This window comes from Streptomyces mabaensis, assembly GCF_053763515.1.
Map to the genome: position 1 here is coordinate 88172 of NZ_JBSOPZ010000022.1, position 22998 is coordinate 111169.

A 22998-nucleotide genomic window follows, 5' to 3' on the forward strand; every position below is an offset into this window, starting at 1 on the left:
CCGGGGAGAACTACTTGGTGTAGTAGTTCGACAGGCCGGGGACCGTGAGCGTGCCGCCGAACTGGCCGGCCTGGGTCACCTTGACCTTGGTGAAGAAGGCGACCGGGACATTCAGCGGGGGCGGGGTCTCCGGGCTGAACGTCACCGGGATGAGGCCGAAGAGGTTGCCCTTCAGCTCCTCCGTGTACATGGTGACCGTGCCGTCGCGCAGGGTCGAGGTGGAACCCGGGTCCGACGTGACGTGGGCGGTCGTGCCGTTGGGGCCGACGACCAGCTGGTGCAGGTCCTTGATGTCGGTTTCCTTGGCGGTGAACTTCAGGACGTTCTTGATCTTGCCGCTGCTGGTGCGCACCTTGACGATGCCCTCGTAGTCGAGACCGCGCAGGGTGAGCATCGAGCTTTCGAGGATCCACGGCTGGTCCGGCAGCGCCGGGATGCCCGGCTCGAGATCGGCCGCGGCGAGTGCCTCGGGGTCGGCGGTGGGGCAGGGGAACGGCTCCTTGCCGTCCTTGTCCTCGGCCGCCTCGTCCTTGACCGCTTCGTCCTTGGCCTTCTCGTCGAGTTCCTCGACCTCGGCGCCGACCTTGTCGGCCGCGTCCTTGATCTCGTCCTTGGCCTTGTCCAGCGCGCTGTCGGCCGGCTGCTCCGCGGGCTTTCCGGCCGGCTTGTCGTCGGCCTGCTCGTCCTTGCCCGGGTCTTCGGGCTGCGGCTTCGCAGCGGGCGCGCTGGTGCTCGGTGCGGGCGCGGGCGTCGACGCGGTGGCGCTGGGCGACGGGGTCGCCGTCGGCTCCTTGTCCGGCCCGTCGAAGAGGTCCTTGAGCGCGTCGCCGACACCCAGCGGGTCCAGCGGGTTCTTGGTCTCGGTCTCCGAGGGGACCGGCACCGGGTCGGGCTTCGGCGCCTCGGCCTGCGGCTTGGCCGCACCCTGCGCCGACGGCGTCTCGGCCGGCCCGGGCTCGGCCGTCGCCGACTCCCCGTCCTCGTCCTGGTCCGTACCGGCGGACGGGCTCGGGGTGGCCGAGGGCTCCGCGGACTCCGAGGCGGACGGCGACTCGACGGGCGACTCCGACGTCTCGGGCTCGGGCTCGTCCGAGCGGGTGACGCACGGACCGGGCGCGAAGGGGTTCTCCAGCTGGTCGTCGGCGACCGCGAGCTTGGGCGTCAGGCTCATCCCGACGAACACGGCCGTGGGCATCGCGGCCAGTGCCATCGCCTTGCCGGCGGGTATCTGCAACTTGGTCAGCAGCGACTTGCGGGGGGCCGCGTGACGCGGCCCCTTTCTTTCACGGGACTGTGCGCCTCCGGCCGTAGTCAGTTGCGTCTCGTCACCCCGCACTGTTCCTCCCGCCATTGGCGTCAACAGTCGAATCGAACGCGTCCGGATCCTGGTCCACGCGGGGCCCGGGGAAGGTGTCGTACTCGGGGCCCTGCTTCGGCGAACCGCCTGCCGGGCCGGCCGGCTCCGCCGCGGGGGTGCCCGGCACCCAGGCGATGGACAGCGCTCCGCCAACGAGGGCGAGCAGGAAGCCGATGAGGAAGCCACCGAGGTTGGACACCGGGATGGAGACCAGCGCCAGCAGGATCGTGGCGACGCCGGCGAACACCCGGACGATGTGGTGGAACCACATGGTCATCCCGAGGGTGAACAGGAGCACGCCGATGATCAGCGAGCCCGCTCCCGCCGTGGTCGCCATGGCCAGCGTCAGGTGGCCCAACTTGAGCTGGGCATACGGGAAGTAAGCGATCGGCACACCGCTCAGTGCGGTGAACAGACCCGCCCAGAAGGGCCGGGCACCTCTCCAGGCGCGGAAACGGCGCCGAAAGACGCGGAGGTAATGCTCGTTCTGCCCCGGTGACTCGGCGCTCATGGAAAACAGCTCCCTGGAACCGGTGTTGCTGTGAGAAGAAGAGAAGGTCGGGCGGGCGGGGCCGCGTATGCTCCCCGCCCGCCCGGGCGAGTGCCTAGTAGCACTCCTTGACACCCTTGTGCAGCTTCATGCTCAGGTTGCTGAGCTTGAAGGTGCCGGCCGTGGTGGCCCACGCCGTCTGCTTCACGTCGGTCAGCGTGGCCTTCTTGGCGCGCTGCGCGAAGCCGTTCGTGTTGACGGGAACCTTGCTGTCAGGCTGGATGCCCGGGTTCTTGAGGTCGCCGGCCGCGACGCCGATGTCGATCTGCTCGAAGTAGGCATCGGCCTCGAGCTGCGCGACATCGAGGTAGATGTTGGTCGCCTCGACCGGCTTCTTGGCATCGGTACCCGCACGCAGCTCAAGGCTGACGTTGCCAAAGATCGGCACGTTCGGTGTGACCACCGACTGGCACATGTTGCTGATCGTGGCCTTGCTGAAACCGGACACCGCCACCGGGTGGAGCGTCTTGTTGCCCTTGAGGTCGTGCCCCTCGGCCAGACTGCCGTACTGGACAAAGTCCTCACCGACGAGCTTGTCGGCCGAAACCTTGAAGCTCTGCCCGGAGACACTGAACGAAGCGGCGAGCGCGCCCTGCGCCATCGCCACGCCGATCGCGGCCGTTGCGGCCACGCTGGGCACCATGACGACGGCGAAACGGCGCCATCTGGTCCCGCCACGAATAAGGGACTGCATGTTTCCTCCTTCTCGGACGTACATCTCCGGTACGGGTCGACAACCCGTCCTGGGATGGGAGAAGTGCTACGTCCTCGGGAAGGAGAGCGCCCGCGCCGGACGCGGACATCGCATCCGATCCACCGGCGATCACCCCCGAGCGACAACCACTGGCCACGCGTTCGCGCAACCTCCGGACAGGCCCTGCCGGACGGCAAGGACCCCCCTGTCCACGGCCGGTGCACTGCACCGGCCGACTCGGTGGGGACCCAGAACCGCTGCCCCGAGTGGGTGTCGGGCTGCGGAGTTTGGACCGAGTGCGGCCGATCGTGGTCCATTCACGGCCGGGGCACAAGGGGGTTCGTTACTCGCTAGTAACGGGGCGATAACCGAAGCGCGACCGCCCGGTATCGGGTGGTCGCGCTGGGTGCCACGGAGTGACGTGACAGAAGGGTTTATTGAGGCCTTAAACCGGACAGAATCCGGCCTTCGATTTACTGCAAGTAACAGCGGCCGCGATTACCAAGTTTTGGTAAAGCGCGGCCGCCGTATGTCGTTCTGTCGCCAAATCCTCCGCCGAGCCTCCACACCCTCCCGGGTTTAGTGACTGGTCGGCGGCGGGTCCGGGAACCCGGTGCGGGTGCCCGTCAGAAGAGCACCCTGGCCAGCGCGCTCCGCGCCGCCGTCACTCGGGGATCGTCCGCACCGATGACCTCGAAGAGCTCCAGCAGCCGCACCCGTGCGGCCTCCCGGTCCTCTCCCGCGGTGAGCCGGACCGTGTCGACCAGCCGTCCGAAGGCGTCCTCCACATGGCCGCCGACCAGGTCCAGGTCGGCCGCCGCGATCTGCGCCCGCACATCGGCCGGGTTCTCCGCGGCGTCCTTGCGCACCTGCTGCGGGTCGGCGCCCTGCACCCGGGCCAGCAGCTCGGCCTGGGCCAGGCCCAGCTTCGCCTCACTGTTCCCCGGATCGTCGGCGAGGACGTTCTTGTACGCCTGGACGGCGCCGGCGAAGTCATTGGCGTCCAGCGCCTGGACGGCCGCTTCGAGCAGGGCGTCGTACGGGCCGGGGGGCGCCTCGGCGGCCTCCGCGGCCTCGGCGGGCCCGCCCTGGGCGTCGGGGTCGACGGCGATCCCGGTGAGCCCGAAGCGCTCCTCGGCGACCTGGATCAGCTGGGCCAGCGTCTCGCGGATCTGCTGCTCGGGGGCCGCGCCCTGGAAGAGGGGCAGCGCCTGCCCGGCCACCACCGCGAAGACCGCCGGGATGCCCTGGATCCCGAACTGCTGCATCAGCATCTGATTGGCGTCGACGTCGACCTTGGCCAGCACGAACCGGCCGCCGGCCTCCACGGCCAGTCGCTCCAGCAGGGGGCCGAGCTGCTTGCACGGCTCGCACCACTCGGCCCAGAAATCGATGACGACCGGGACTTCGGTGGACCGCTGGATGACGTCTCGCTCGAAGCCGGCCTCGTCGACATCGATCACCAGACCGGCGGGGGACACGGCACCGCCGCCACCCTGCCGGGCGGCCTCGGCGCGCGCCTGCTCCGCCTTCTGCCGGGCTTCGCCGGCTGCCTTCACCGCGGCGAGGTCGACGACGCCGCTCATGGACATGTTCCTAGGCTGCATGCGTACATCCTCCCCCTTCCGCGCGCGCACACGAAAACACGGTGAAACCGTCCGTACATGAACCGCGCCCGTCCGCGGTCCACCGCCGGTGTGCGGGGCCAACGAACGGGACACAGCCCGGTGTTCCCCCTGGGGGAAACGGGTTCGGCGCAGGGTCCCCACCCGGGCGCCAGTGGTTGCCGCTCTGTGGTTGTCACTCTTTACGCTACGACCCGTAGCGTATCTGCTCGCCGCCCTCGCCGCCCGGTGATCTGCCCCACACTCGCCGCCCGGCGGCATCTTCCTTACTCGCGGGTATGGTCACCGCCATGTGTTCCCGACCGACAGGCACGGCACGCGCCGCCGGCCGCCCCCGCAGCGCCGAGGCGGACGCGGCGATTCTGCGTGCCACCCGGGACGCGCTGGTGGAACTGGGCTGGAGCAAGCTCACCATGAGCGACGTGTCCGCGCGCGCGGGCGTCGCCAAGACCACGCTCTACCGCCGCTGGGCGGGCAAGAACGAGCTGGTCGTCGACGCCGTCGCGGTCCTCTTCGACGAGCTGGTACTCCCCGACCGGGGAACCCTGGAAGCCGATATCGAGGGCGTGGTCCTGCAGTTCGCGGCGCTGCTCGAACGGCCGGAGACGAAGTCGTCCCTGATGGCGGTGGTTGCCGAGTCGACCCGGGACGACGCCCTGCGCGCGAGGATCCGCTCGGCGATCGTGGACCGGCAGAAACGGCTGGTGCTCCAGGGCCGGGCACGCGCCCAGGCCCGCGGCGAACTCCCGTACGAGGAAGACCCGGTGGCGGCGGCCCGCAGCGCCGACCTGATCTTCGACGTGATCGCGGGCGCGGTGGTGCACCGGGCGCTGGTCAGCGCCGAGCCGGTGGACACCGACTGGGCCCGCACGTTCACGGCACTGCTGGTGGCGGGCCTGCGGGCGGTCGCACAGTCCTGACGCGGGCCGGGCGTGCATGGAACCGGCGGCGGCCGGGGCGGGGCACAACCGGCGGAGGCCGGGCGCGACGGCCCGGCCTCCCCTGTGTCATCCGCAGCGTCTTCCGCTGCGTCGTCCGCGCGGTGCCTCGCCCGCGGGTACCTCGTCCGCGTGCCGGATCAGAAGCCCGGCGGCTCGGTGTACGTGCCCCACTCGTCGCGCAGGACACCGCAGATCTCGCCCAGCGTCGCCTCCGCCCGGACCGCGTCCAGCATCGGCTCGATCATGTTCCCGCCGTCCCGCGCGGCGGCCAGCATCGCGGCCAGCGACGCCTTCACCTTCGCGTCGTCCCGGGCCGCCCTGCGGTCGCCCAGGACCCGCACCTGCTCGCGCTCCACCTCGTGGCTGACACGCAGGATCTCCAGGTCGCCGGTGACCGAGCCGTGGTGCACGTTGACACCCACGACCCGCTTGTCGCCCTTCTCCAGCGAACGCTGGTACTGGAAGGCCGACTCGGCGATCTCGCCGGTGAACCAGCCGTCCTCGATACCGCGCAGGATCCCGGACGTGATCGGGCCGATCGGGTGCTGCCCGTCCGGATGCGCCCGCAGGCCCCGCTCCCGGATCTGGTCGAAGATCTTCTCGGCGTCCGCCTCGATCCGGTCCGTCAGCTGCTCGACGAACCAGGAACCGCCCAGCGGGTCGGCCACATTGGCGACGCCGGTCTCCTCCATCAGCACCTGCTGCGTACGCAGGGCGATCTCCGCCGCCTGCTCGCTCGGCAGGGCGAGGGTCTCGTCCAGCGCGTTGGTGTGCAGGGAGTTGGTGCCGCCGAGGACCGCCGCCAGGGCTTCCACGGCCGTACGCACCACGTTGTTGTACGGCTGCTGCGCGGTCAGCGAGACACCCGCCGTCTGGGTGTGGAAGCGCAGCCACTGCGCCTTGTCGGTCTGCGCGCCGTACACCTCCTTCATCCAGCGCGCCCAGATCCTGCGCGCCGCGCGGAACTTGGCGATCTCCTCGAAGAAGTCCAGGTGCGCGTCGAAGAAGAAGGACAGACCCGGCGCGAAGACGTCGACGTCCAGCCCGCGGGAGAGGCCCAGTTCGACGTACCCGAAGCCGTCCGCCAGCGTGTACGCGAGCTCCTGCGCGGCCGTCGCGCCCGCCTCGCGGATGTGGTACCCGGAGACCGAGAGCGGCTTGTACGCGGGGATGCCCTGCGCGCAGTGCTCCATCAGGTCGCCGATGAGGCGCAGATGCGGCTCCGGCTGGAAGAGCCACTCCTTCTGCGCGATGTACTCCTTGAAGATGTCGGTCTGGAGCGTGCCGTTCAGCACTGCCGGGTCGACGCCCTGCCGCTCGGCGGCCACCAGGTACATGCAGAAGACCGGGACGGCCGGGCCGCTGATGGTCATCGACGTGGTGACGTCGCCGAGCGGGATGTCCTTGAACAGGACCTCCATGTCGGCGGCGGAGTCGATGGCGACACCGCAGTGCCCGACCTCGCCGAGCGAGCGCGGGTCGTCGGAGTCGCGGCCCATGAGGGTCGGCATGTCGAAGGCCACGGAGAGCCCGCCGCCGCCCGCGGCCAGGATCATCTTGTAGCGCTCGTTGGTCTGCTCGGCGTTGCCGAAGCCGGCGAACTGCCGGATGGTCCAGGTACGGCCCCGGTAGCCGGTGGGATACAGCCCGCGGGTGAAGGGGTACTCGCCGGGCCAGCCGATCCGCTCGAAGCCCTCGTAGTTGTCGCCGGGCCGCGGCCCGTAGACCGGCTCGACCGGGTCCCCGGAGAGCGTGGTGAAGTCGGCGTCCCGCTTGCGGGCCTTGTCGTAACGGGCCTGCCAGCGTCGGCGGCCTTCCTCGATGGCGTCAGCGTCCATACCTTCGAATTTACTAGGACGTCCTAGTAAATGTCGATGGGAGACGGCCGCGAGCTGTGCCGCGGCCGAAACTGTTACACCTTGGCGACGGCCGGGGTGCCGTTCGCGATCAGCGGCTCGATCTCCCGGGCGACCTTGCGCTCCACGAAGAAGGCGGCCAGCGGAATGGTGCCGGAGAGCAGTACCCACAGCAGCCGGCCGAACTTCCACCTCGCCTTGGAGCCCAGATCGAAGGCAACGACCAGGTAGACGATGTACAGCAGGCCGTGGGTCTGGGACACCACGAAGGTGACGTCCTCGCCGGTGTCGAAGCCGTACTTGAAGACCATGCAGGTGCACAGCACGAGCAGCATCACAGCGGTGACAAGGGCCATGACCCGGTAGCGGGTCAGCACGCTCTTCTTCATGCAGACGAGCGTAACGGCCCGATTTGCGCGATCTACGCGGGGGTCACTTCTCGTCGAAGTCGGCCGCGGCCACCCGCAGGGGCCTGAGCATCGCGAAGATCTCCGCGCACTCCTCCGCGTCGTACGCGCCGAGTCCGAACTCCATCGCCATCAGGTCGCGCGTGGCCGCCTCCACGACCTCCCGGCCCTTGTCGGTGATCGAGGCGAGCGTGCCGCGCCCGTCGTTCGGGTTGGGCCGCTTGGCGACGAGACCCGACTTGACCAGGCGGTCCACGGTGTTCGTCACCGAGGTCGGGTGGACCATCAGCCGCTCGCCGATCTTCGACATCGGCAGCTCGCCCGCCTTGGAGAAGGTGAGGAGCACCAGCGCCTCGTAGCGGGCGAAGGTCAGTCCGTACGGCTTGACGACCGCGTCGACCTCCGCCAGCAGGATCTGGTGCGCCCGCATGATCGAGGTGATGGCAGCCATCGAGGGCACGGGCCCCCACCGCCGCTGCCACAGTTCATCGGCGCGGGCGATGGGATCGAAGGGGAGGCTGAGCGGCTTCGGCACGGCCACGACACTACCGGCCGGTCATATGCTGGTCAGCCCCGTCTCGCACTTCGGTCGGTTTCGTCCGCCGTACCTCCGCGAGGAGTACGAGCACGCAGACCGTGCCCAGGACCCCGAAGCCCGTGACCACGAGGTGCACCGGCAGGAACTCGGCGGCGACGCCCGCCAGGGCCATCCCGACGCCCTGGACGGTCATCATCCCCGCCGTCATCAGCGTCATCGCCCGGCCACGCAGCTCCTCGGGCAGCGCGTCGACGTACCACTGGTCCAGGCCGAGGGTGTACGCACTCGCGAGCCCGGTCAGTACCAGCGCGACCAGCGCCAGGGGCACGGCGGGCCGTACCGCGAAGAGGCCGAGGGGCAGCAGGCAGACCGCGGCCACCGGAGCGACGATCCGGGAGCGGGCGGCCGGGCTCAGCGCCGAGCCGGCCCACAGCTCCCCCGCGATGTGCCCGGCCGGCATGGCGCACATCAGCAGCCCGAGCGCCGCCGTGCCCGCCCCGATCCGGTCCGCGTACGGGACGGCCAGCGCCTCCGGGGCCACGACGAACAGGGGCGGCACCCAGAACATCAGCGTCAGCGCGCGCAGCCGGCGGTCGCCGAGGACGAGCCGCGCGCCCGCGAGGGAGTCGCGCAGCAGCGCGCCGCTCCGGCCGCCGGTCCGGGCCGGCCGGCGCCGCGTGCCGAACCGCAGCAGCGCGGCGGAACACAGGAACGTACCGGCGGTGATGGTGAGGGCTCCGCGGGCCGGCACGACCGCGAGCAGCAGCCCGCCCACCCCGAATCCGACGAGCAGCGCGCTCTGCGCGACGATGCGCAGCAGTGACCGGCCGAGGACGAAGAGGTCGCCCTCGCCGAGGATGTCGGCGAGCGACGCCGCCCGGGTGCCGTTGAAGACGGGCGAGACGGCGGCGACGGCACACCGCAGGACGAGCAGACCGGCGACGGGCGTCCAGGGCAGCACCATGAGCACGGCGCAGCCGGCGCAGACCAGGTCGCACACGACGAGCACCCGCCGGGCGGGGTACCGGTCGGCGACGCCGGCGAGCAGCGTCCCGCCGAGGAGGTACGGCAGGAATCCGAGGGCGAAGGTGAGGGCGCTCAGCAGGGGTGAGCCGGTGAGGTCGTACACGAGGACGGTCAGCGAGATCTCGGCGACGACCACCCCGAGGATGGACATGAGGTGCGCGGCGAAGACGGCACGGAACTCCCGCACACCGAACACGCCCCGGTATCCGGCTCCCGTGCCGGCCGCAGGTCCGGTACCGGGTGGGCCCGTCGGCAGGTCTGCGAGGGCCGGCTCGGCGGGCGGGGGTGCCGGCGCGATGTCCGGGGCGGGGGCGGGCGGGTCGAGGGTGGGGTCATGAGGTGTGGGCATGGCATTCAGGCTGCTGGCCCGGTACCGGGGCGCCCTAGACTTTCGGCTCCAGCCGAATCTCCCGCCCCGACCCCGACGGGAAGGCGCCCGCATGCCGTTTCATCTGCACTTCGGCGAGAGCGACCTGCTGCGCTGCCGGTTCGCCGTCTCCCCGCTGTGGGAGACCCAGGAGGCCGTGCGCACCCTCGCGCGCCCCGAGCGGCACGGATACCACCTGCCCTGGCTGCGCCGCATCCGCACGGCCGCCGCCCGGCTCGATCTCGCGCCGCTGTGGCTGCTGATGCCGCAGCGCGGGCACAGCCCGGACTTCCTCGGGCCGCCGCCGATCGGGCCGGCCGTCCCGTTCGAGGAGGAGATCGCCGCCGTACGGGCGGTCGACCCGGCCGCCGCACGTGATGACCTCGCACAATCGCTGGCGTGCACGCCGGGCGCGGCCCGGACCCCGGCCGGGCGGGCCATGCTGGCGGACCCGGCCCGCGCCGTGGGCGAACTGGCGGACCTGATCGAGCGCGCCTGGGAGGCACTGGTCGCGCCCGACTGGCCACGGCTGCGTGCCCTGCTGGAGGCGGACGTGGCCTTCCACTCCCGGCGGCTCGCCCAGGGGGGCCTGGAGGGGCTGCTCGCGGAACTGCATCCGCAGGTCGTGTGGCGCGACGGCACGCTCACCCTGGAGAGGTCCGGTGACCACGTCCGCGCACTGGACGGCCAGGGCCTGGTCCTGATGCCCAGCGTGTTCTGCTGGCCGGACGTGGTGAGCGGTTTCGAGCCGCCGTGGCAGCCGACCGTCGTCTATCCGGCGCGCGGCATCGGCGGGCTGTGGACCGAGGCCGGCAGCCGGACGCCCGAGGCGCTCGGCCGGCTGCTGGGCCGGGTGCGGGCCGACGTCCTGTGCGCGCTGGACGAGCCGGCCGCGACGACCGCGCTCGCGCACCGGCTCGGCCTCGCCCCCTCCTCCGTCTCGGCCCATCTGTCGGCGCTGCGCGGCGCGGGTCTGCTGACCTCGCGCCGTTACGGGCACCAGGTGCTGTACGAGCGGACGCCCCTCGGTATCGCGCTGGCAACGGGCGGCGCGGCGTAGGGCCTGTCGTTTGGATCTTGCCGGGCTCGCGGGCCCTGGCACCGCACCTCGCCGCGTTGTCGTCAGTCGCCAGGGCTCCGCCATGGCTCCCTCCTCCGCCTTGCGATGCACGGCACCAGAACCCGCTCCCTGATCCGGCCTGATCCAAACGACAGGCCCTGCAGCGGTCAGCGCTTCGTGCCCCGCCGCAGGCCGTGGCGGACCGCCCGCTGGGCCAGCGGACCGAGTTCCTCGACCACCGACACCAGTACGGCCAGCTGCTCCAGGGCGTCCAGCGCGCGCCGCGCCCCCGCCTCGTCGACCCCCTCGTACAGCTCGATCCCGACGAACGAGGCGGCGACGGCACGCGCGAGCCCGGCGGGGTCGGCGAACTCGCCGAGGGGGGTCGCGGACAGCACCCGGATCAGGACCGTCTCGATCTCCTCGATCCACAGGGCGAGCCCGGCGGCCGTGGCGGGCGCGAGGCGCGGCTGCGTCTGCGCACCGGCCAGCAGCTGCCCGAGGACGGCGACATGGCCGCCGGCCCGTTCCTCCTCGTGCATCTGCCGGCCGAACTCCAGGAGTTCGGCGAGCGAGCCGATCGCGGCCAGCCGTTCGCGGTAGCGGGCGACCCGCTGCTCGGCGCCGAACCGGCAGGCGGCGGCGAGCAGTTCGTCCACCGAACCGAAGTGGTAGAACACCAGCGCCTGGTTCACTCCGGCGGTCGCGGCGATGGAGCGCGCCGAGGTCTTGGCGATGCCCTGCTCGACGAGCGTGCGCAGGGCCCCCGCGAGCAGCTTCTCCTTGGTGTCCGCACTCATGCGCGCACCTCTTCCCGGACCGGGCGCAGGCCGGGACGTACGCCGCATGCGCGGACGTCGACGTACTCCGCGGTGAAGGACCCCTCGTAGCCGAAGAGCGGTCCGAACCGGCGGTTGGTGACCCGGACGCTGATCCGGAACCGGCCCGTCGCCTCGTCGTACGTCTCCCTGACCTCGGCGTCGCCGCCGATGAGCTCCGGTACCCGTACGTCGACCGGCCCCTCCCGGAAGCGGTGCTCGCCGGAGCGGATGACCAGCCCGCCGTCGGCGTCGGCGCTCAGGTGAAGGTCGCTGGCGAGGTGCTGATGGGTGCCGAGGTAGTCGAGGATGCAGCCCCGCCGCGGGCTGTGGATCATGGTCGCGTCGAAGCGGCGCGGCCCGCCGGGCAGGCCGAAGGTCCGTACGAAGGTGACGGTCTCCCGCCCGTGGGAGTCGGTGTAGGGGACGTTCTCGATGGTGAAGGGGACGTTCCGGCCGACTCGCGGGAGCAGGATGTTGCGGCTGCCGCCGAGCGCGAGGAACGGCTTGACGAAGCGGCGTCCGTGCCAGATCCGGTCCATGGTGCCGCGCCCGACGCACGCCTCGCCGCTCGCGAGCCCGACGGAGAAGCGGCGCCGGATCTGCGGGTGGAGGCGGTCGAAGTCAGCCCCCATGACGGCCTGGAAGATCGAGGTCATGACCACTCCAGGGTGGTGAGGAGCTTGGGTTCCGTCACATAGCCCGGGGGCGTGCGCCGGCAGCGCCGGGCGGCCGGGGTGACCGGCAGCGGCGGCAGGAAGAGGACGGCCGCGATGCAGACCAGGCCGACGAGCGGGAACCCGTATCCGGCGAAGGAGAACATCTCGTACGGGAACAGCAGGCCGCAGGCGATGAGCGCGCACCGGACGGCGAGTTCGGCCAGGGCGTACGCGAGCGAGTGGCCGGGGGTGGTGCCGCGCTCGCACCAGAGCCGCAGCCGGTCGAACGACCAGGCGGTGGCCCACCCCATGAGCGGCCGGAAGACGACACGGTCGACGGCTCTCCCGAACCAGCCCCAGCGCGGCCGGTAGTCGTACCCCGTAAGGAAGAGGACCTTGCCGTCGGGCGTCGGAACGTAGCGCCAGTAGCCGCGGCCCTCCTCGATCAGCGAGAGCGGATCGGGCGAGGCGAACCGCAGAGCCGAGGTGCGGGGGCCGCCGGTCCGGAGCTTCTCCCCCGCCGAGACCCCGGTGCCGGCGACGGTCAGGAAGGGCAGCACCCGGGTCGCGTACCGGAAGTGCTGCGGCTCGCCCTCCGCCCGCGGCAGGTAGCCGATCTCGGTGAACCGCAGGTCCCAGCGCTGATGCTGGGACGGGTCCTGGGTGCGCTCCCAGATCAGGTCCAGATCGGCGCAGATCTGCGTCTCGATGTACAGCCTCATGGGCAACCCCCCAGCTCGGCGACGCTTTTGAGCGGTCGCTCAACCGCAAGCTACCGGGATTTGAGCGGTCGCTCAAGTCGCAGCCCGAGAAAAGACCCCCGGCCACCGGGGCCGGGGGTCGCGGGAGCGGGCGGTGCCTGCTACGCGGTCGCCGCCTCTTCCTTGAGCACCCGCGCGGCGGCGACCTGGTCCTGCTCCTCCGCGCGCAGCGTCTTCTCCGCGTAGAAGCCGCCGAACGGGATCAGCGACAGCACGAAGAGGATCAGCGGGCGCTTGACCGGCCACTTGGTCCGGTTCCACGCGTCGGCCAGGAAGAGCACGAAGAGGACCACGAGCACACCGTGGACGGCACCCATCACCGGTACCGCATTGAACTCCGTCGTGCGCTTGAGCACGGAGCAGACGAGCAGCAGCAGAAAGGACACTGCTTCGACGGCGGACACCAGTCGCAGGCGTCGGACGGCAGAGGCGGTCTTGATGTCCACGGGGGCACCTTCGCTAGGGGCGTTTGTGAATGGGGGCACAAGCTCGTCCCATTGTGGCACCGGCCTTTACCGATCTTTTGCGCAGGGTGCGGACTCGGCGGCTTCGGACGGATAACGTCGACCCCGTGGCTCAGTTCAGACTCCAAGGCAGCAAGGTGCTGGCCGTCGACATGACCGGCGACGCCGTCAAGGCGAAGAACGGCGCGATGGTCGCCTACGACGGCCAGATGGCCTTCAAGAAGATGTCCGGAGGTGGTGAGGGCATCCGCGGCATGGTGACCCGGCGCCTCACCGGCGAGCAGATGGAGATGATGGAGGTGAAGGGGCACGGCACCTGCTATTTCGCCGACCGTGCCACCGAGATCAACCTCGTCGCCCTGCGCGGCGAGAAGCTGTACGTCGAGTCCAGCAATCTGCTGTGCACCGACGGCGGCCTGCGGACCGGCACGACCTTCACCGGCCTGCGCGGCGGGGCGACGGGCAACGGCCTGTTCACCACCACCGTGGAGGGCACCGGGCAGGCGGCGATCATGTCGGACGGCCCGGCGGTCGTGCTGCGCGTCAGCCCGCAGTACCCGCTGCAGGTCGACCCGGGCGCGTACGTCGCGCACACCGGCAACCTCCAGCAGCACTTCCAGTCCGGCGTGAACTTCCGCACCTTCATCGGCGAGGGCTCGGGCGAGGCGTTCCAGATCCGGTTCGAGGGCGAGGGGCTCGTGTACGTGCAGCCCAGCGAGCGCAACACGATCGGGGGCGACGTCTGATGCCCTTCCGCGAGATCAACTCGAGGATGGTCGAGGCGCAGGTGCTGCCCGGCCAGAAGATGTACAGCCAGCGCGGCGCCATGCTCGCGTACAAGGGCGACGTCAGCTTCACGCCGAACATCCAGGGCGGCCAGGGCGGCGTGATGTCCATGATCGGCCGGCGGGTCGCCAACGAGGCCACCCCGCTGATGACGGTCGAGGGAGCCGGCACCGTGATGTTCGGCCACGGCGGCCACCACATCCAGGTGATCAATCTGGCCGGCGACACGCTGTACGTCGAGGCCGACCGGCTGCTCGCCTTCGACGGCACACTCCAGCAGGGCACGATGTTCATGGGCTCGCAGGGCGGCGTCATGGGCATGGTGCGCGGCCAGGTCACCGGCCAGGGCCTGTTCACCACGACCCTGAAGGGTCACGGTGCGGTCGCCGTCATGGCGCACGGCGGCGTGATCGAACTCCCCATCACCCCGCAGCGCCCGGTGCATGTGGATCCGCAGGCCTATGTCGCCCACCACGGCGACGTACGCAACAAGCTCTCCACCGCGCTCGGCTGGCGCGACATGGTGGGGCGCGGCTCGGGCGAGGCTTTCCAGCTGGAGCTGTCGGGCAACGGCGCGGTGTACGTACAGGCCTCGGAGGAGAAGCTGTGACTGGTCCTGTCGTGTTCGACCCGCACACGCTGCCGTCGGACGACAACGTCAATCCGTACACCTTCTGCGTGGAACTCAAGGGCAGCCAGTGGTTCCTGCAGAAGGGGAAGATGATCGCCTACTACGGGCGCATCGACTTCAACGGCATCGGCCACGGCCGGTTCGAAGGACTGCTGCGCACCAGCTTCCATTCGCCGCTGCACGCGAGCGACTGGGTGGTGGCGGAGGGCTCGGGCAAGATGCTGCTCGCCGACCGCGCCTTCGACGTCAACTCGTACGACCTCGACAACGGCAACCTGACCATCCGCTCCGGCAACCTGCTGGCCTATCAGCCGACGCTCGCGCTGAAGCAGTCGATCGTGCCGGGCTTTCTGACGCTGATCGGAACCGGAAAGTTCGTGGCCGCGTCCAACGGGCCGGTGGTCTTCATGGAGCCGCCGATCCGGGTGGACCCGCAGGCACTGGTGGGCTGGGCGGACTGCCCCTCTCCCTGCCACCACTACGACCTGGGGTACATGCGGGGCGTCATGGGCGGGCTGCGGGCGATGACGGGGGTCGGCGGTGCGTCCGGCGAGGAGCACCAGTTCGAGTTCGTCGGAGCTGGCACGGTGCTGCTGCAGTCGACCGAGCTGCTGATGGCCGAACAGGCCGTAGGCGCGGTTCCTGGCCATCCGGGAGTCCCCGGCGGACAGGGAAGCCCAGGTCAGCCGGGGTCCGCACCCCGCCTTCCCGGTCAACTGGGGGACCTCCAGCGTCGCTTCGGCCTGTGAGCGGTAGTCTGCGGAGTGTGACGTCGAACGTCTGCGCCCTTGTTGTTCTGTACGTTGTTTCGTACGGACGTCCGGCGTCACACCCCCACATTTCGTCCGGCTTTCAACTTCTTAGGTAGAATCCATACATGGAGACCGAGACGCCCACCCGCTGGCTGAGCGATTCCGAGCAGTGCGCATGGCGCACCCACCTGGACGTCAGCAGACTGCTGATGCACCAGCTCGAGAAGGACCTCCAGCCGTTCGGCCTGACCAACAACGACTACGAGATCCTGGTCAACCTCTCGGAGTCGGAGGACCGGCGGATGCGGATGAGTGACCTCGCCACGTCGACCCTGCAGTCGAAGAGCCGCCTCTCCCACCAGATCACCCGCATGGAGAACGCCGGGCTGGTGCGCCGCGAGAACTGCGAGTCCGACCGCCGCGGGCTGTACGCGGTGCTGACCGACCAGGGTATGGAGACGATGAAGGAGGTCGCCCCGCACCATGTGGCGTCGGTGCGACGGCACTTCATCGACCTGCTCTCCCCCGAGGCTCTCGCAGATCTACGCGAGTCACTCGCTCCGGTGGCGGAACACCTGCGCGGCCGCCGCGGCAAGCAGTAGCGCGTCTGGGGGGTATATCGCCGCCGGTGAGGGCCGTGCCCGGGCAGGTCCTGGGAGCGGTCCCAACCGGCGGCGTGGGCGCGGCGCGGCGTCAGGCCGTCGTCGTGGCCGTGATGTCCTCCACCAGCTGGTCCGCCGCCGCGTACGGGTCCAGTTCGCCCGCCACGATGCGTTCGGCCAGCGCGCCCAGCCTGCGGTCGCCGTGCAGGTCGCCGATCCGCTCGCGCAGCGCCGTGACCGCGATGGTCTCCACCTCGTGGGAGGCCCGCCGAACCCGGCGCTCGGCGAGTACGCCCCGCTCCTCCATCCACGCGCGGTGCTTCTCCAGCGCCTCGACAACCTCGTCGATGCCCTCGCCCCGCGCGGCGACCGTTTTCACGATCGGCGGCCGCCAGTCGCCCGCGCCACGGGACTCCCCGAGGCCGAGCATGTGGTTGAGTTCGCGTGCCGTCGCGTCGGCGCCGTCCCGGTCGGCCTTGTTGACCACGTACACATCGCCGATCTCCAGGATGCCCGCCTTCGCGGCCTGGATCCCGTCGCCCATCCCGGGCGCCAGCAGCACCACCGAGGTGTCGGCCTGGGAGGCGATCTCCACCTCCGACTGGCCGACCCCGACCGTCTCCACCAGCACCACGTCACAGCCGGCCGCGTCGAGGACCCGGATGGCCTGCGGGGCCGCCCAGGCGAGCCCGCCCAGGTGGCCGCGGGTCGCCATCGAGCGGATGTAGACACCGGGGTCGGAGGCGTGCTCCGACATCCGGACCCGGTCACCCAGCAGCGCGCCCCCGGAGAACGGGGACGAGGGGTCGACGGCCAGGACGCCGACCCGCTTGCCGGCCCGCCGGTACGCCGACACCAGTGCCGACGTCGAGGTCGACTTGCCGACACCCGGCGAGCCGGTCAGACCGACCACGTACGCGCCGCCGGTGAGTGGCGCCAGCTCGGCCATCACCTCGCGCAGCTGCGGGGACGCCCCCTCCACCAGTGAGATCAGCCGGGCCACGGCCCGCGGTCGGCCCTCACGTGCCTGGGCGACCAGTTGGGGGACGTCCACCGCCATGCGTGCTGCGCTCCTTATGACTCGTGTGTAGGTAGGACTACGGGACCCGGATGATCAGCGCGTCACCCTGGCCGCCGCCACCGCACAGCGCGGCCGCGCCGACACCGCCACCGCGCCGCTTGAGCTCCAGCGCGAGGTGGAGCACCACACGGGCGCCGGACATGCCGATCGGGTGGCCCAGGGCAATCGCGCCACCGTTCACATTCACCTTTTCGGAGGACACGCCGAGGTCCTTCATTGACTGGACCGCGACCGCCGCGAACGCCTCGTTGATCTCGATGAGGTCGAGGTCGGCGACGTCCAGGCCCTCCTTCTTCAGCGCGTGCTGGATCGCGTTCGACGGCTGCGACTGCAGCGAGTTGTCGGGACCCGCCACATTGCCGTGCGCGCCGATCTCGGCGATCCACTCCAGGCCGAGCTCCTGGGCCTTGGCCTTGCTCATCACCACGACCGCTGCCGCACCGTCGGAGATCTGCGAGGAGGTGCCCGCCGTGATCGTCCCGTCCTTGGCGAAGGCCGGGCGCAGCTTGCCGAGGGACTCGGCGGTGGTCTCGGCGCGGATGCCCTCGTCCTTGGCGAAGACGACCGGCTCGCCCTTGCGCTGCGGGATCTCGACCGGGGTGATCTCGGCCTCGAACACGCCGTTCTTCTGCGCTGCCGCGGCACGCTGGTGGGACTGGGCGGCGAACTCGTCCTGCGGGGCGCGGTCGATGCCCAGGCGCGTGTTGTGCTTCTCGGTGGACTCGCCCATCGCGATGTTCTCGAAAGCGTCGGTCAGGCCGTCGTACGCCATGGCGTCGAGCATCTCGATCGCGCCGTACTTGTAGCCCTCGCGGGACTTGGGCAGCAGGTGCGGGGCGTTGGTCATGGACTCCTGGCCACCCGCGACCACGACGTCGAACTCACCGGCGCGGATCAGCTGGTCGGCCAGCGCGATGGCGTCGAGCCCGGAGAGACACACCTTGTTGATGGTCAGCGCCGGGACGTTCATCGGGATGCCGGCCTTGACCGCGGCCTGGCGGGCGGGGATCTGGCCGGCGCCGGCCTGGAGCACCTGCCCCATGATCACGTACTGGACCTGGTCGCCGCCGATCCCGGCCCGGTCGAGGGCCGCCTTGATCGCGAAGCCGCCGAGGTCGGCGCCGGAGAAGGACTTCAGGGAACCGAGCAGCCGACCCATGGGGGTACGGGCGCCGGCGACGATCACGGAAGTGGTGCTGTTCGTTCCAGACATGAGGCACGGCCCCTTGGATGATGAGGAGTGAACGAGGGTTTACCTCAATGTACTGAGCGGTACGCGCTCGGGTCATCGGTCGGCGGGTGTGATCGCGCGCACGTTGCGTAACCACCTGTGTGAGCGGTGCACTGGACCCATGCTGACTCGAATCGACCACATCGGGATCGCCTGTTTCGACCTCGACAAGACTGTCGAGTTCTATCGTGCGACATACGGCTTCGAGGTCTTCCACACGGAGATCAACGAGGAACAGGGCGTGCGCGAAGCCATGCTCAAGATCAACGAAACGTCCGACGGAGGCGCCTCCTACCTGCAGCTTCTCGAGCCCACCCGGGACGACTCGGCGGTGGGCAAGTGGCTCGCCAAGAACGGCGAGGGCGTCCACCACATCGCCTTCGGCACGGCGGACGTCGACGGCGACGCCCAGGCCATCCGCGACAAGGGGGTACGGGTTCTGTACGACGAGCCGCGCATCGGTTCGATGGGCTCCCGTATCACGTTCCTGCACCCCAAGGACTGCCATGGCGTCCTGACCGAACTCGTCACGTCCAACACGGAGCACTGACCTCCGGATTCCCCGGCCGGTAGAGTGGCGATCGGCTCGGCCGGGGGTTGGTGCTGTGCCGGGGTCGGGGACTGTGCGCCGTACCCCGGCGTTGATCTGACACCATTCACCGGGGGCGCCGTTCAGCGGGCGGACGGAGCCCGTTGGGAGAGTCTTGCGACCAGGGGACGGATGGGACCGCGCAGTGCGGGGCTACGAACGCCAGGAGAGCCACCAGGCTGAGGCCGACCACCTCTCGCGGTTCGAGGCCGAGATGGACCGGCTGAAGACCGAGCGGGAGAAGGCCGTCCAGCACGCCGAGGATCTCGGCTACCAGGTCGAAGTGCTGCGCGCCAAGCTCCACGAGGCGCGCCGCAATCTGGCCACCCGCCCTTCGTTCGACGCGGCGGACATCGGCTACCAGGCCGAGCAGCTGCTCCGTAACGCCCAGATCCAGGCCGACCAGCTGCGCAACGACGCCGAGCGCGAGCTGCGCGACGTCCGGGCGCAGACCCAGCGGATCCTCCAGGAGCACGCCGAGCACCAGGCCCGGCTCCAGGCCGAACTGCACGCCGAGGCGGTCAGCCGGCGCCAGCGCCTGGACCAGGAGCTGTCCGAGCGCCGGCAGACCGTCGAGGCGCACGTCAACGAGAACGTCGCCTGGGCCGAGCAGCTCCGCGCCCGTACCGAGTCGCAGGCCCGCCGGCTGCTCGACGAGTCCCGCGCCGAGGCCGAGCAGTCGCTCGCCGCCGCCCGCGCCGAGGCCACCCGGCTCGCCGAGGAGGCCCGTCAGCGGCTCGGCTCCGAGGCCGAGTCGGCCCGCTCCGAGGCCGAAGCGATCCTGCTGCGCGCCCGCAAGGACGCCGAGCGGCTGCTGAACGCTGCCTCCACGCAGGCGCAGGAGGCAACCGACCACGCGGAGCAGCTCCGTACCAGCACCGTCAGCGAGTCGGACCAGGCCCGGCGGCAGGCCACCGAGCTGAGCCGGTCCGCCGAGCAGCGGATGCAAGAGGCGGAATCCGCGCTGCGCGAGGCCCGCGCCGAGGCCGAGAAGGTGCTCGCGGAGGCCAAGGAGTCCGCGGCCAAGCAGCTGACCTCGGCGGAGTCCGTCAACGAGCAGCGCACCCGGACCGCCAAGGCCGAGATCGCCCGGCTGGTCGGCGAGGCCACCACGGAGGCCGAGGCGCTCAAGGCCGAGGCCGAGCAGGCCCTCGCCGACGCCCGGACCCAGGCCGAGCGGCTGGTCGCGGAGGCCGGCGACCAGGCCCGTACGTCCGCCGCCGAGGACACCGCGGCGCAGCTCGCCAAGGCCGCCCGTACCGCCGAAGAGGTGCTCAACAAGGCGTCCGAGGACGCCAGGGCGACCACCCGCAAGGCCGCCGAGGAGGCCGAGCGGATCCGCGGCGAGGCCGAGGCCGAGGCGGACCGGCTCCGCGGGGAGGCGGCCGAGCAGGCCGACGAGCTCAAGGGTGCGGCCAAGGACGACACCAAGGAGTACCGGGCCAGGACGGTCGAGCTCCAGGAGGACGCCCGCCGGCTGCGCGGCGAGGCCGAGCAGCTGCGCTCCGAGGCGGTCGCCGAGGGCGAGCGGATCCGCGGCGAGGCCCGCCGGGAGGCCGTCCAGCAGATCGAGGAGGCGGCGAAGACCGCCGAGGAGCTGCTGACCAAGGCAAAGGCCGACGCCGACGAGCTGCGCAGCGGTGCGACCGCCGAGAGCGAGCGCGTCCGTACGGAGGCCATCGAGCGGGCCACGACACTGCGCAAGCAGGCCGAGGAGACCCTGGAGCGCACCCGCGCCGAGGCCGACCGGCTGCGTGCCGAGGCCGAGGAGCAGGCGGAGCGCAGCCGCGCCGAGGCGGAGGAAGCCGCCCGGGAGCGCCGCGAGGAGACCGAGCGGGCGGTGGCTGCGCGCCAGGCCGAGGCGGCCGGTGAACTCACCCGGCTGCACACCGAGGCCGAGCAGCGGGTCGAGACCGCCGAGCAGGCGCTGGGCGAGGCGCGCGGCGAGTCCGAGCGGATCCGCCGCGAGGCGGCCGAGGAGAGCGAGCGGCTGCGCGGCGAGGCGGCGGAGCGCATCCGTACGCTCCAGGCGCAGGCCGAGGCGGAGGCGGAGCGGCTGCGCACCGAGGCCGCGTCCGACGCGTCGCAGTCGCGTGCCGAGGGCGAGTCCGTCGCCGTACGGCTGCGCAGCGAGGCGGCCGCCGAGGCGGAGCGGCTGCGCACCGAGGCGCAGGAGACGGCCGACCGGGTGCGCGCGGAGGCGCGGACCGCCGCCGAGCGGCTTGCCACCGAGGCCGCCGAGACGCTGGCCGCCGCCCAGGAGGAGGCCGCGCGCCGCCGCCGCGAGGCGGAGGAGACGCTGCACGCGGGCCGTGAGGAGGCCGAGCAGGAGCGTCGCCAGGCCCGCGAGCAGAGCGAGGAGCTGCTCGCGTCCGCGCGCAACCGCGTGGCGGAGGCGCAGACCGAGGCGCAGCGGCTGGTCGAGGAGGCGGACCGCCGGGCGACCGATCTGGTGGGCGCCGCCGAGCAGACCGCGCAGGCGGTACGGGACTCCGTGGCCGGTCTCCAGGACCAGGCCGAGCAGGAGATCGCGGGGCTGCGCAACGCGGCCGAGCATGTGGCGGAGCGGACGAAGAGCGAGGCGCAGGAGGAGGCGGACCGGGTCCGCGCCGACGCCTACACCGAACGCGAGCTGGCCGGCGAGGACGCGTCCCGCATCAGGCGCGAGGCGCGGGAGGAGACGGACGCCGCCAAGGCGCTGGCGGAACACACCGTCGGGGAGGCGATCGCGGAGGCCGAGCGGCTGCGCGCGGACTCCTCGGAGCAGGCCCAGCGGCTGCGTACCGAGGCCTCCGACGCGCTGGCGGCCTCGGAGCGGGACGCCTCCCGGGCCCGCGCGGAGGCCCGCGAGGACGCCAACCGCATCCGTTCGGAGGCCGCGAGCCAGGCCGACCGGCTGGTCGGCGAGGCGACGGCGGAGGCCGAACGGCTCACGGCCGGCGCGGCGGCCGCGCTGGCCGACGCCGAGCGGGACGCCGCCGCGACGGTCGACGAGGCCCGCGCCGAGGGCGGCCGGCTCCGGGCGGAGGCGGCCGAGCAGGCCGACCGGCTGCTCACCGAGGCCATTGCCGAGGCCGAGCGGCTGGAGGCGGAGACCCGGTCCAAGACAGACCGCACGATCGGCGAGGCCGCGGGCGAGGCGGAGCGGCTGCGCGCCGAGGCCGCCGAGACCGTGGGCTCCGCGCAGGAGCACGCCGCCCGGACCCGTTCCGAGTCCGAGCGGGTCAAGGCGGAGGCCGCGGCGGAGGCGGAGCGGCTGCGGTCCGAGGCGCGCGCCGAGGCCGAGCGCACGCTCGACGAGGCCCGGCAGGAGGCCAACAAGCGGCGCTCGGAGGCGGCCGAGCAGGTCGACCGGCTGGTCGGCGAGGCCGCGGCGGAGGCCGAGAAGCTCACCTCCGACTCCCAGCAGGCGGCGCACGCCGCGGCGACCGCCGCGGAGGAGCAGGCCGACACGATGGTCGGCGCGGCCCGCAAGGAGGCCGTGCGGATCACCTCCGAGGCGACGGTCCAGGGCAACTCCCTGGTGGAGAAGGCCCGGACGGACGCCGACGAACTGCTGGTCGGGGCCCGCCGGGACGCCACCGCCATCAGGGACCGGGCGGAGGAGCTGCGTACCCGTATCGAGGGCGAGATCGAGGACTTGCACGACCGCGCCCGGCGTGAGTCCGCCGAGCAGATGAAGGCGGCGGGCGAGCGCGTGGACAAGCTGGTGAAGGCCGCCACCGAGCAGCAGGCCGAGGCCGAGGCGAAGGCCAAGCAGCTGGTGTCCGAGGCGAGCAGCGAGGCGAGCAAGGTCCGGATCGCGGCCGTGAAGAAGGCGGAGGCGCTGCTCAAGGAGGCCGAGCAGAAGAAGGCCGAGCTGGTACGGGAGGCCGAGCGGCTGCACCGCGAGGCGGAGGCCGAGGCGAAGCGCACGGTCGAGGAGGGCAAGCGCGAACTCGATGTGCTGGTACGCCGCCGTGAGGACATCCAGGCGGAGATTTCCCGCGTCCAGGACGTACTTGAGGCGTTGGAGTCGTTCGAGGCGCCCGCAGGGGGTACGACAGCGTCCAACAGCGGCTCCGCCGCGGGCGGGGTCAAGGCGGGTGCGGCAGCCGGGGCAACTCGTTCGAGTGGCAAGACGTCTGAGGGCTAGCCAGTGACCCACCCCGTGTGCACAACAAGCACATTCAGCCTTACGAGTGGCAAGCGCTCCGGCGTTTC

The 22998-nt window shown here is 71.3% G+C and carries 22 protein-coding genes; 8 read left to right on the forward strand and 14 right to left on the reverse strand.

Going from position 1 to position 22998, the window contains the following annotated elements:
- Positions 1-10: 10 nt before the first annotated feature.
- The 4 genes from ACWV17_RS20680 to ACWV17_RS20695 form a co-directional block, all read right to left on the reverse strand.
- The gene (locus ACWV17_RS20680; protein WP_455360914.1) at positions 11-1336 is read right to left on the reverse strand and encodes a hypothetical protein; all 1326 of its coding nucleotides are present in this window, start codon (positions 1334-1336) and stop codon (positions 11-13) included.
- Positions 1326-1868 carry a DUF6114 domain-containing protein gene (locus ACWV17_RS20685; RefSeq protein WP_455360915.1) on the reverse strand — a complete coding sequence of 181 codons (543 nt, stop codon included), beginning with the start codon at positions 1866-1868 and terminating at the stop codon, positions 1326-1328. Before ACWV17_RS20685 ends, ACWV17_RS20680 begins: the two co-directional genes overlap by 11 nt.
- A 94-nt stretch (positions 1869-1962) precedes the next feature.
- The gene (locus ACWV17_RS20690; RefSeq protein WP_455354186.1) at positions 1963-2601 is read right to left on the reverse strand and encodes a DUF6230 family protein; all 639 of its coding nucleotides are present in this window, start codon (positions 2599-2601) and stop codon (positions 1963-1965) included.
- A 626-nt stretch (positions 2602-3227) separates the two neighbouring features.
- Positions 3228-4208 carry a tetratricopeptide repeat protein gene (locus ACWV17_RS20695; RefSeq protein WP_455360916.1) on the reverse strand — a complete coding sequence of 327 codons (981 nt, stop codon included), beginning with the start codon at positions 4206-4208 and terminating at the stop codon, positions 3228-3230.
- A gap of 296 nt (positions 4209-4504) precedes the next feature.
- On the opposite strand from ACWV17_RS20695, the gene ACWV17_RS20700 reads away from it, so the two are divergent.
- Positions 4505-5146 carry a TetR/AcrR family transcriptional regulator gene (locus ACWV17_RS20700; RefSeq protein ID WP_455360917.1) on the forward strand — a complete coding sequence of 214 codons (642 nt, stop codon included), beginning with the start codon at positions 4505-4507 and terminating at the stop codon, positions 5144-5146.
- 158 nt (positions 5147-5304) lie between these two features.
- On the opposite strand, the gene ACWV17_RS20705 is transcribed toward ACWV17_RS20700, so the two are convergent.
- From ACWV17_RS20705 to ACWV17_RS20720, 4 genes are all read right to left on the reverse strand, one after another.
- Positions 5305-7005, reverse strand: coding sequence for an acyl-CoA mutase large subunit family protein (locus ACWV17_RS20705; protein WP_455354183.1), 1701 nt, complete (start codon positions 7003-7005; stop codon positions 5305-5307).
- 74 nt (positions 7006-7079) lie between these two features.
- Complete coding sequence (locus ACWV17_RS20710) at positions 7080-7412, reverse strand: DUF3817 domain-containing protein (RefSeq protein ID WP_455354182.1); 333 nt, start codon at positions 7410-7412, stop codon at positions 7080-7082.
- A 43-nt stretch (positions 7413-7455) separates the two neighbouring features.
- On the reverse strand, positions 7456-7965 hold the full coding sequence (locus tag ACWV17_RS20715; protein ID WP_455354181.1) for a MarR family winged helix-turn-helix transcriptional regulator: 510 nt from the start codon (positions 7963-7965) through the stop codon (positions 7456-7458).
- Between the two features lie 10 nt (positions 7966-7975).
- A complete protein-coding gene (locus ACWV17_RS20720; RefSeq protein WP_455360918.1) occupies positions 7976-9343 on the reverse strand; it encodes an MFS transporter in 1368 nt (455 codons plus the stop codon).
- Positions 9344-9434: 91 nt separating this feature from the next.
- Here ACWV17_RS20720 and ACWV17_RS20725 point away from each other — a divergent pair, with 91 nt between their 5' ends.
- A complete protein-coding gene (locus ACWV17_RS20725) occupies positions 9435-10421 on the forward strand; it encodes a DUF5937 family protein (RefSeq protein WP_455360919.1) in 987 nt (328 codons plus the stop codon).
- Between the two features lie 167 nt (positions 10422-10588).
- Here the strand turns inward: ACWV17_RS20725 and ACWV17_RS20730 are convergent, their stop codons facing one another.
- From ACWV17_RS20730 to ACWV17_RS20745, 4 genes are all read right to left on the reverse strand, one after another.
- Positions 10589-11221, reverse strand: coding sequence for a TetR/AcrR family transcriptional regulator (locus ACWV17_RS20730; RefSeq protein WP_455354178.1), 633 nt, complete (start codon positions 11219-11221; stop codon positions 10589-10591).
- Entirely contained in the window at positions 11218-11898 is a 681-nt protein-coding gene (locus ACWV17_RS20735) for a DUF4166 domain-containing protein (protein ID WP_455360920.1), read from the reverse strand. Before ACWV17_RS20735 ends, ACWV17_RS20730 begins: the two co-directional genes overlap by 4 nt.
- Positions 11895-12620 (reverse strand): hypothetical protein, encoded by a 726-nt coding sequence (locus tag ACWV17_RS20740; RefSeq protein WP_455360921.1) that lies wholly within the window; start codon positions 12618-12620, stop codon positions 11895-11897. Before ACWV17_RS20740 ends, ACWV17_RS20735 begins: the two co-directional genes overlap by 4 nt.
- A 140-nt stretch (positions 12621-12760) precedes the next feature.
- A complete protein-coding gene (locus ACWV17_RS20745) occupies positions 12761-13105 on the reverse strand; it encodes a DUF3817 domain-containing protein (protein ID WP_455360922.1) in 345 nt (114 codons plus the stop codon).
- Positions 13106-13230: 125 nt separating this feature from the next.
- Between ACWV17_RS20745 and ACWV17_RS20750 the strand changes: the two genes are divergently transcribed.
- The 4 genes from ACWV17_RS20750 to ACWV17_RS20765 all read left to right on the forward strand — a co-directional run bounded on the left by ACWV17_RS20750 (position 13231) and on the right by ACWV17_RS20765 (position 15894).
- On the forward strand, positions 13231-13869 hold the full coding sequence (locus tag ACWV17_RS20750) for an AIM24 family protein (RefSeq protein WP_455354174.1): 639 nt from the start codon (positions 13231-13233) through the stop codon (positions 13867-13869).
- A complete protein-coding gene (locus tag ACWV17_RS20755) occupies positions 13869-14519 on the forward strand; it encodes an AIM24 family protein (RefSeq protein ID WP_455360923.1) in 651 nt (216 codons plus the stop codon). Before ACWV17_RS20750 ends, ACWV17_RS20755 begins: the two co-directional genes overlap by 1 nt.
- Complete coding sequence (locus tag ACWV17_RS20760) at positions 14516-15289, forward strand: AIM24 family protein (protein ID WP_455354172.1); 774 nt, start codon at positions 14516-14518, stop codon at positions 15287-15289. Before ACWV17_RS20755 ends, ACWV17_RS20760 begins: the two co-directional genes overlap by 4 nt.
- A gap of 128 nt (positions 15290-15417) precedes the next feature.
- Positions 15418-15894 (forward strand): MarR family winged helix-turn-helix transcriptional regulator, encoded by a 477-nt coding sequence (locus ACWV17_RS20765; RefSeq protein WP_455360924.1) that lies wholly within the window; start codon positions 15418-15420, stop codon positions 15892-15894.
- A gap of 91 nt (positions 15895-15985) precedes the next feature.
- On the opposite strand, the gene meaB is transcribed toward ACWV17_RS20765, so the two are convergent.
- Together meaB and ACWV17_RS20775 are read right to left on the reverse strand one after the other, a co-directional pair.
- Positions 15986-16954, reverse strand: a complete 969-nt coding sequence (gene meaB / locus ACWV17_RS20770; protein WP_455360925.1) for a methylmalonyl Co-A mutase-associated GTPase MeaB — start codon at positions 16952-16954, stop codon at positions 15986-15988.
- A gap of 37 nt (positions 16955-16991) precedes the next feature.
- Positions 16992-18188: an acetyl-CoA C-acetyltransferase gene (locus ACWV17_RS20775; RefSeq protein ID WP_455354169.1), complete on the reverse strand. Its 1197-nt coding sequence runs from the start codon at positions 18186-18188 to the stop codon at positions 16992-16994.
- A gap of 139 nt (positions 18189-18327) precedes the next feature.
- On the opposite strand from ACWV17_RS20775, the gene mce reads away from it, so the two are divergent.
- Positions 18328-18756 carry a methylmalonyl-CoA epimerase gene (gene mce / locus ACWV17_RS20780; protein WP_455354168.1) on the forward strand — a complete coding sequence of 143 codons (429 nt, stop codon included), beginning with the start codon at positions 18328-18330 and terminating at the stop codon, positions 18754-18756.
- 184 nt (positions 18757-18940) lie between these two features.
- Entirely contained in the window at positions 18941-22930 is a 3990-nt protein-coding gene (scy, locus tag ACWV17_RS20785; protein ID WP_455360926.1) for a polarized growth protein Scy, read from the forward strand.
- Positions 22931-22998: the final 68 nt, after the last annotated feature.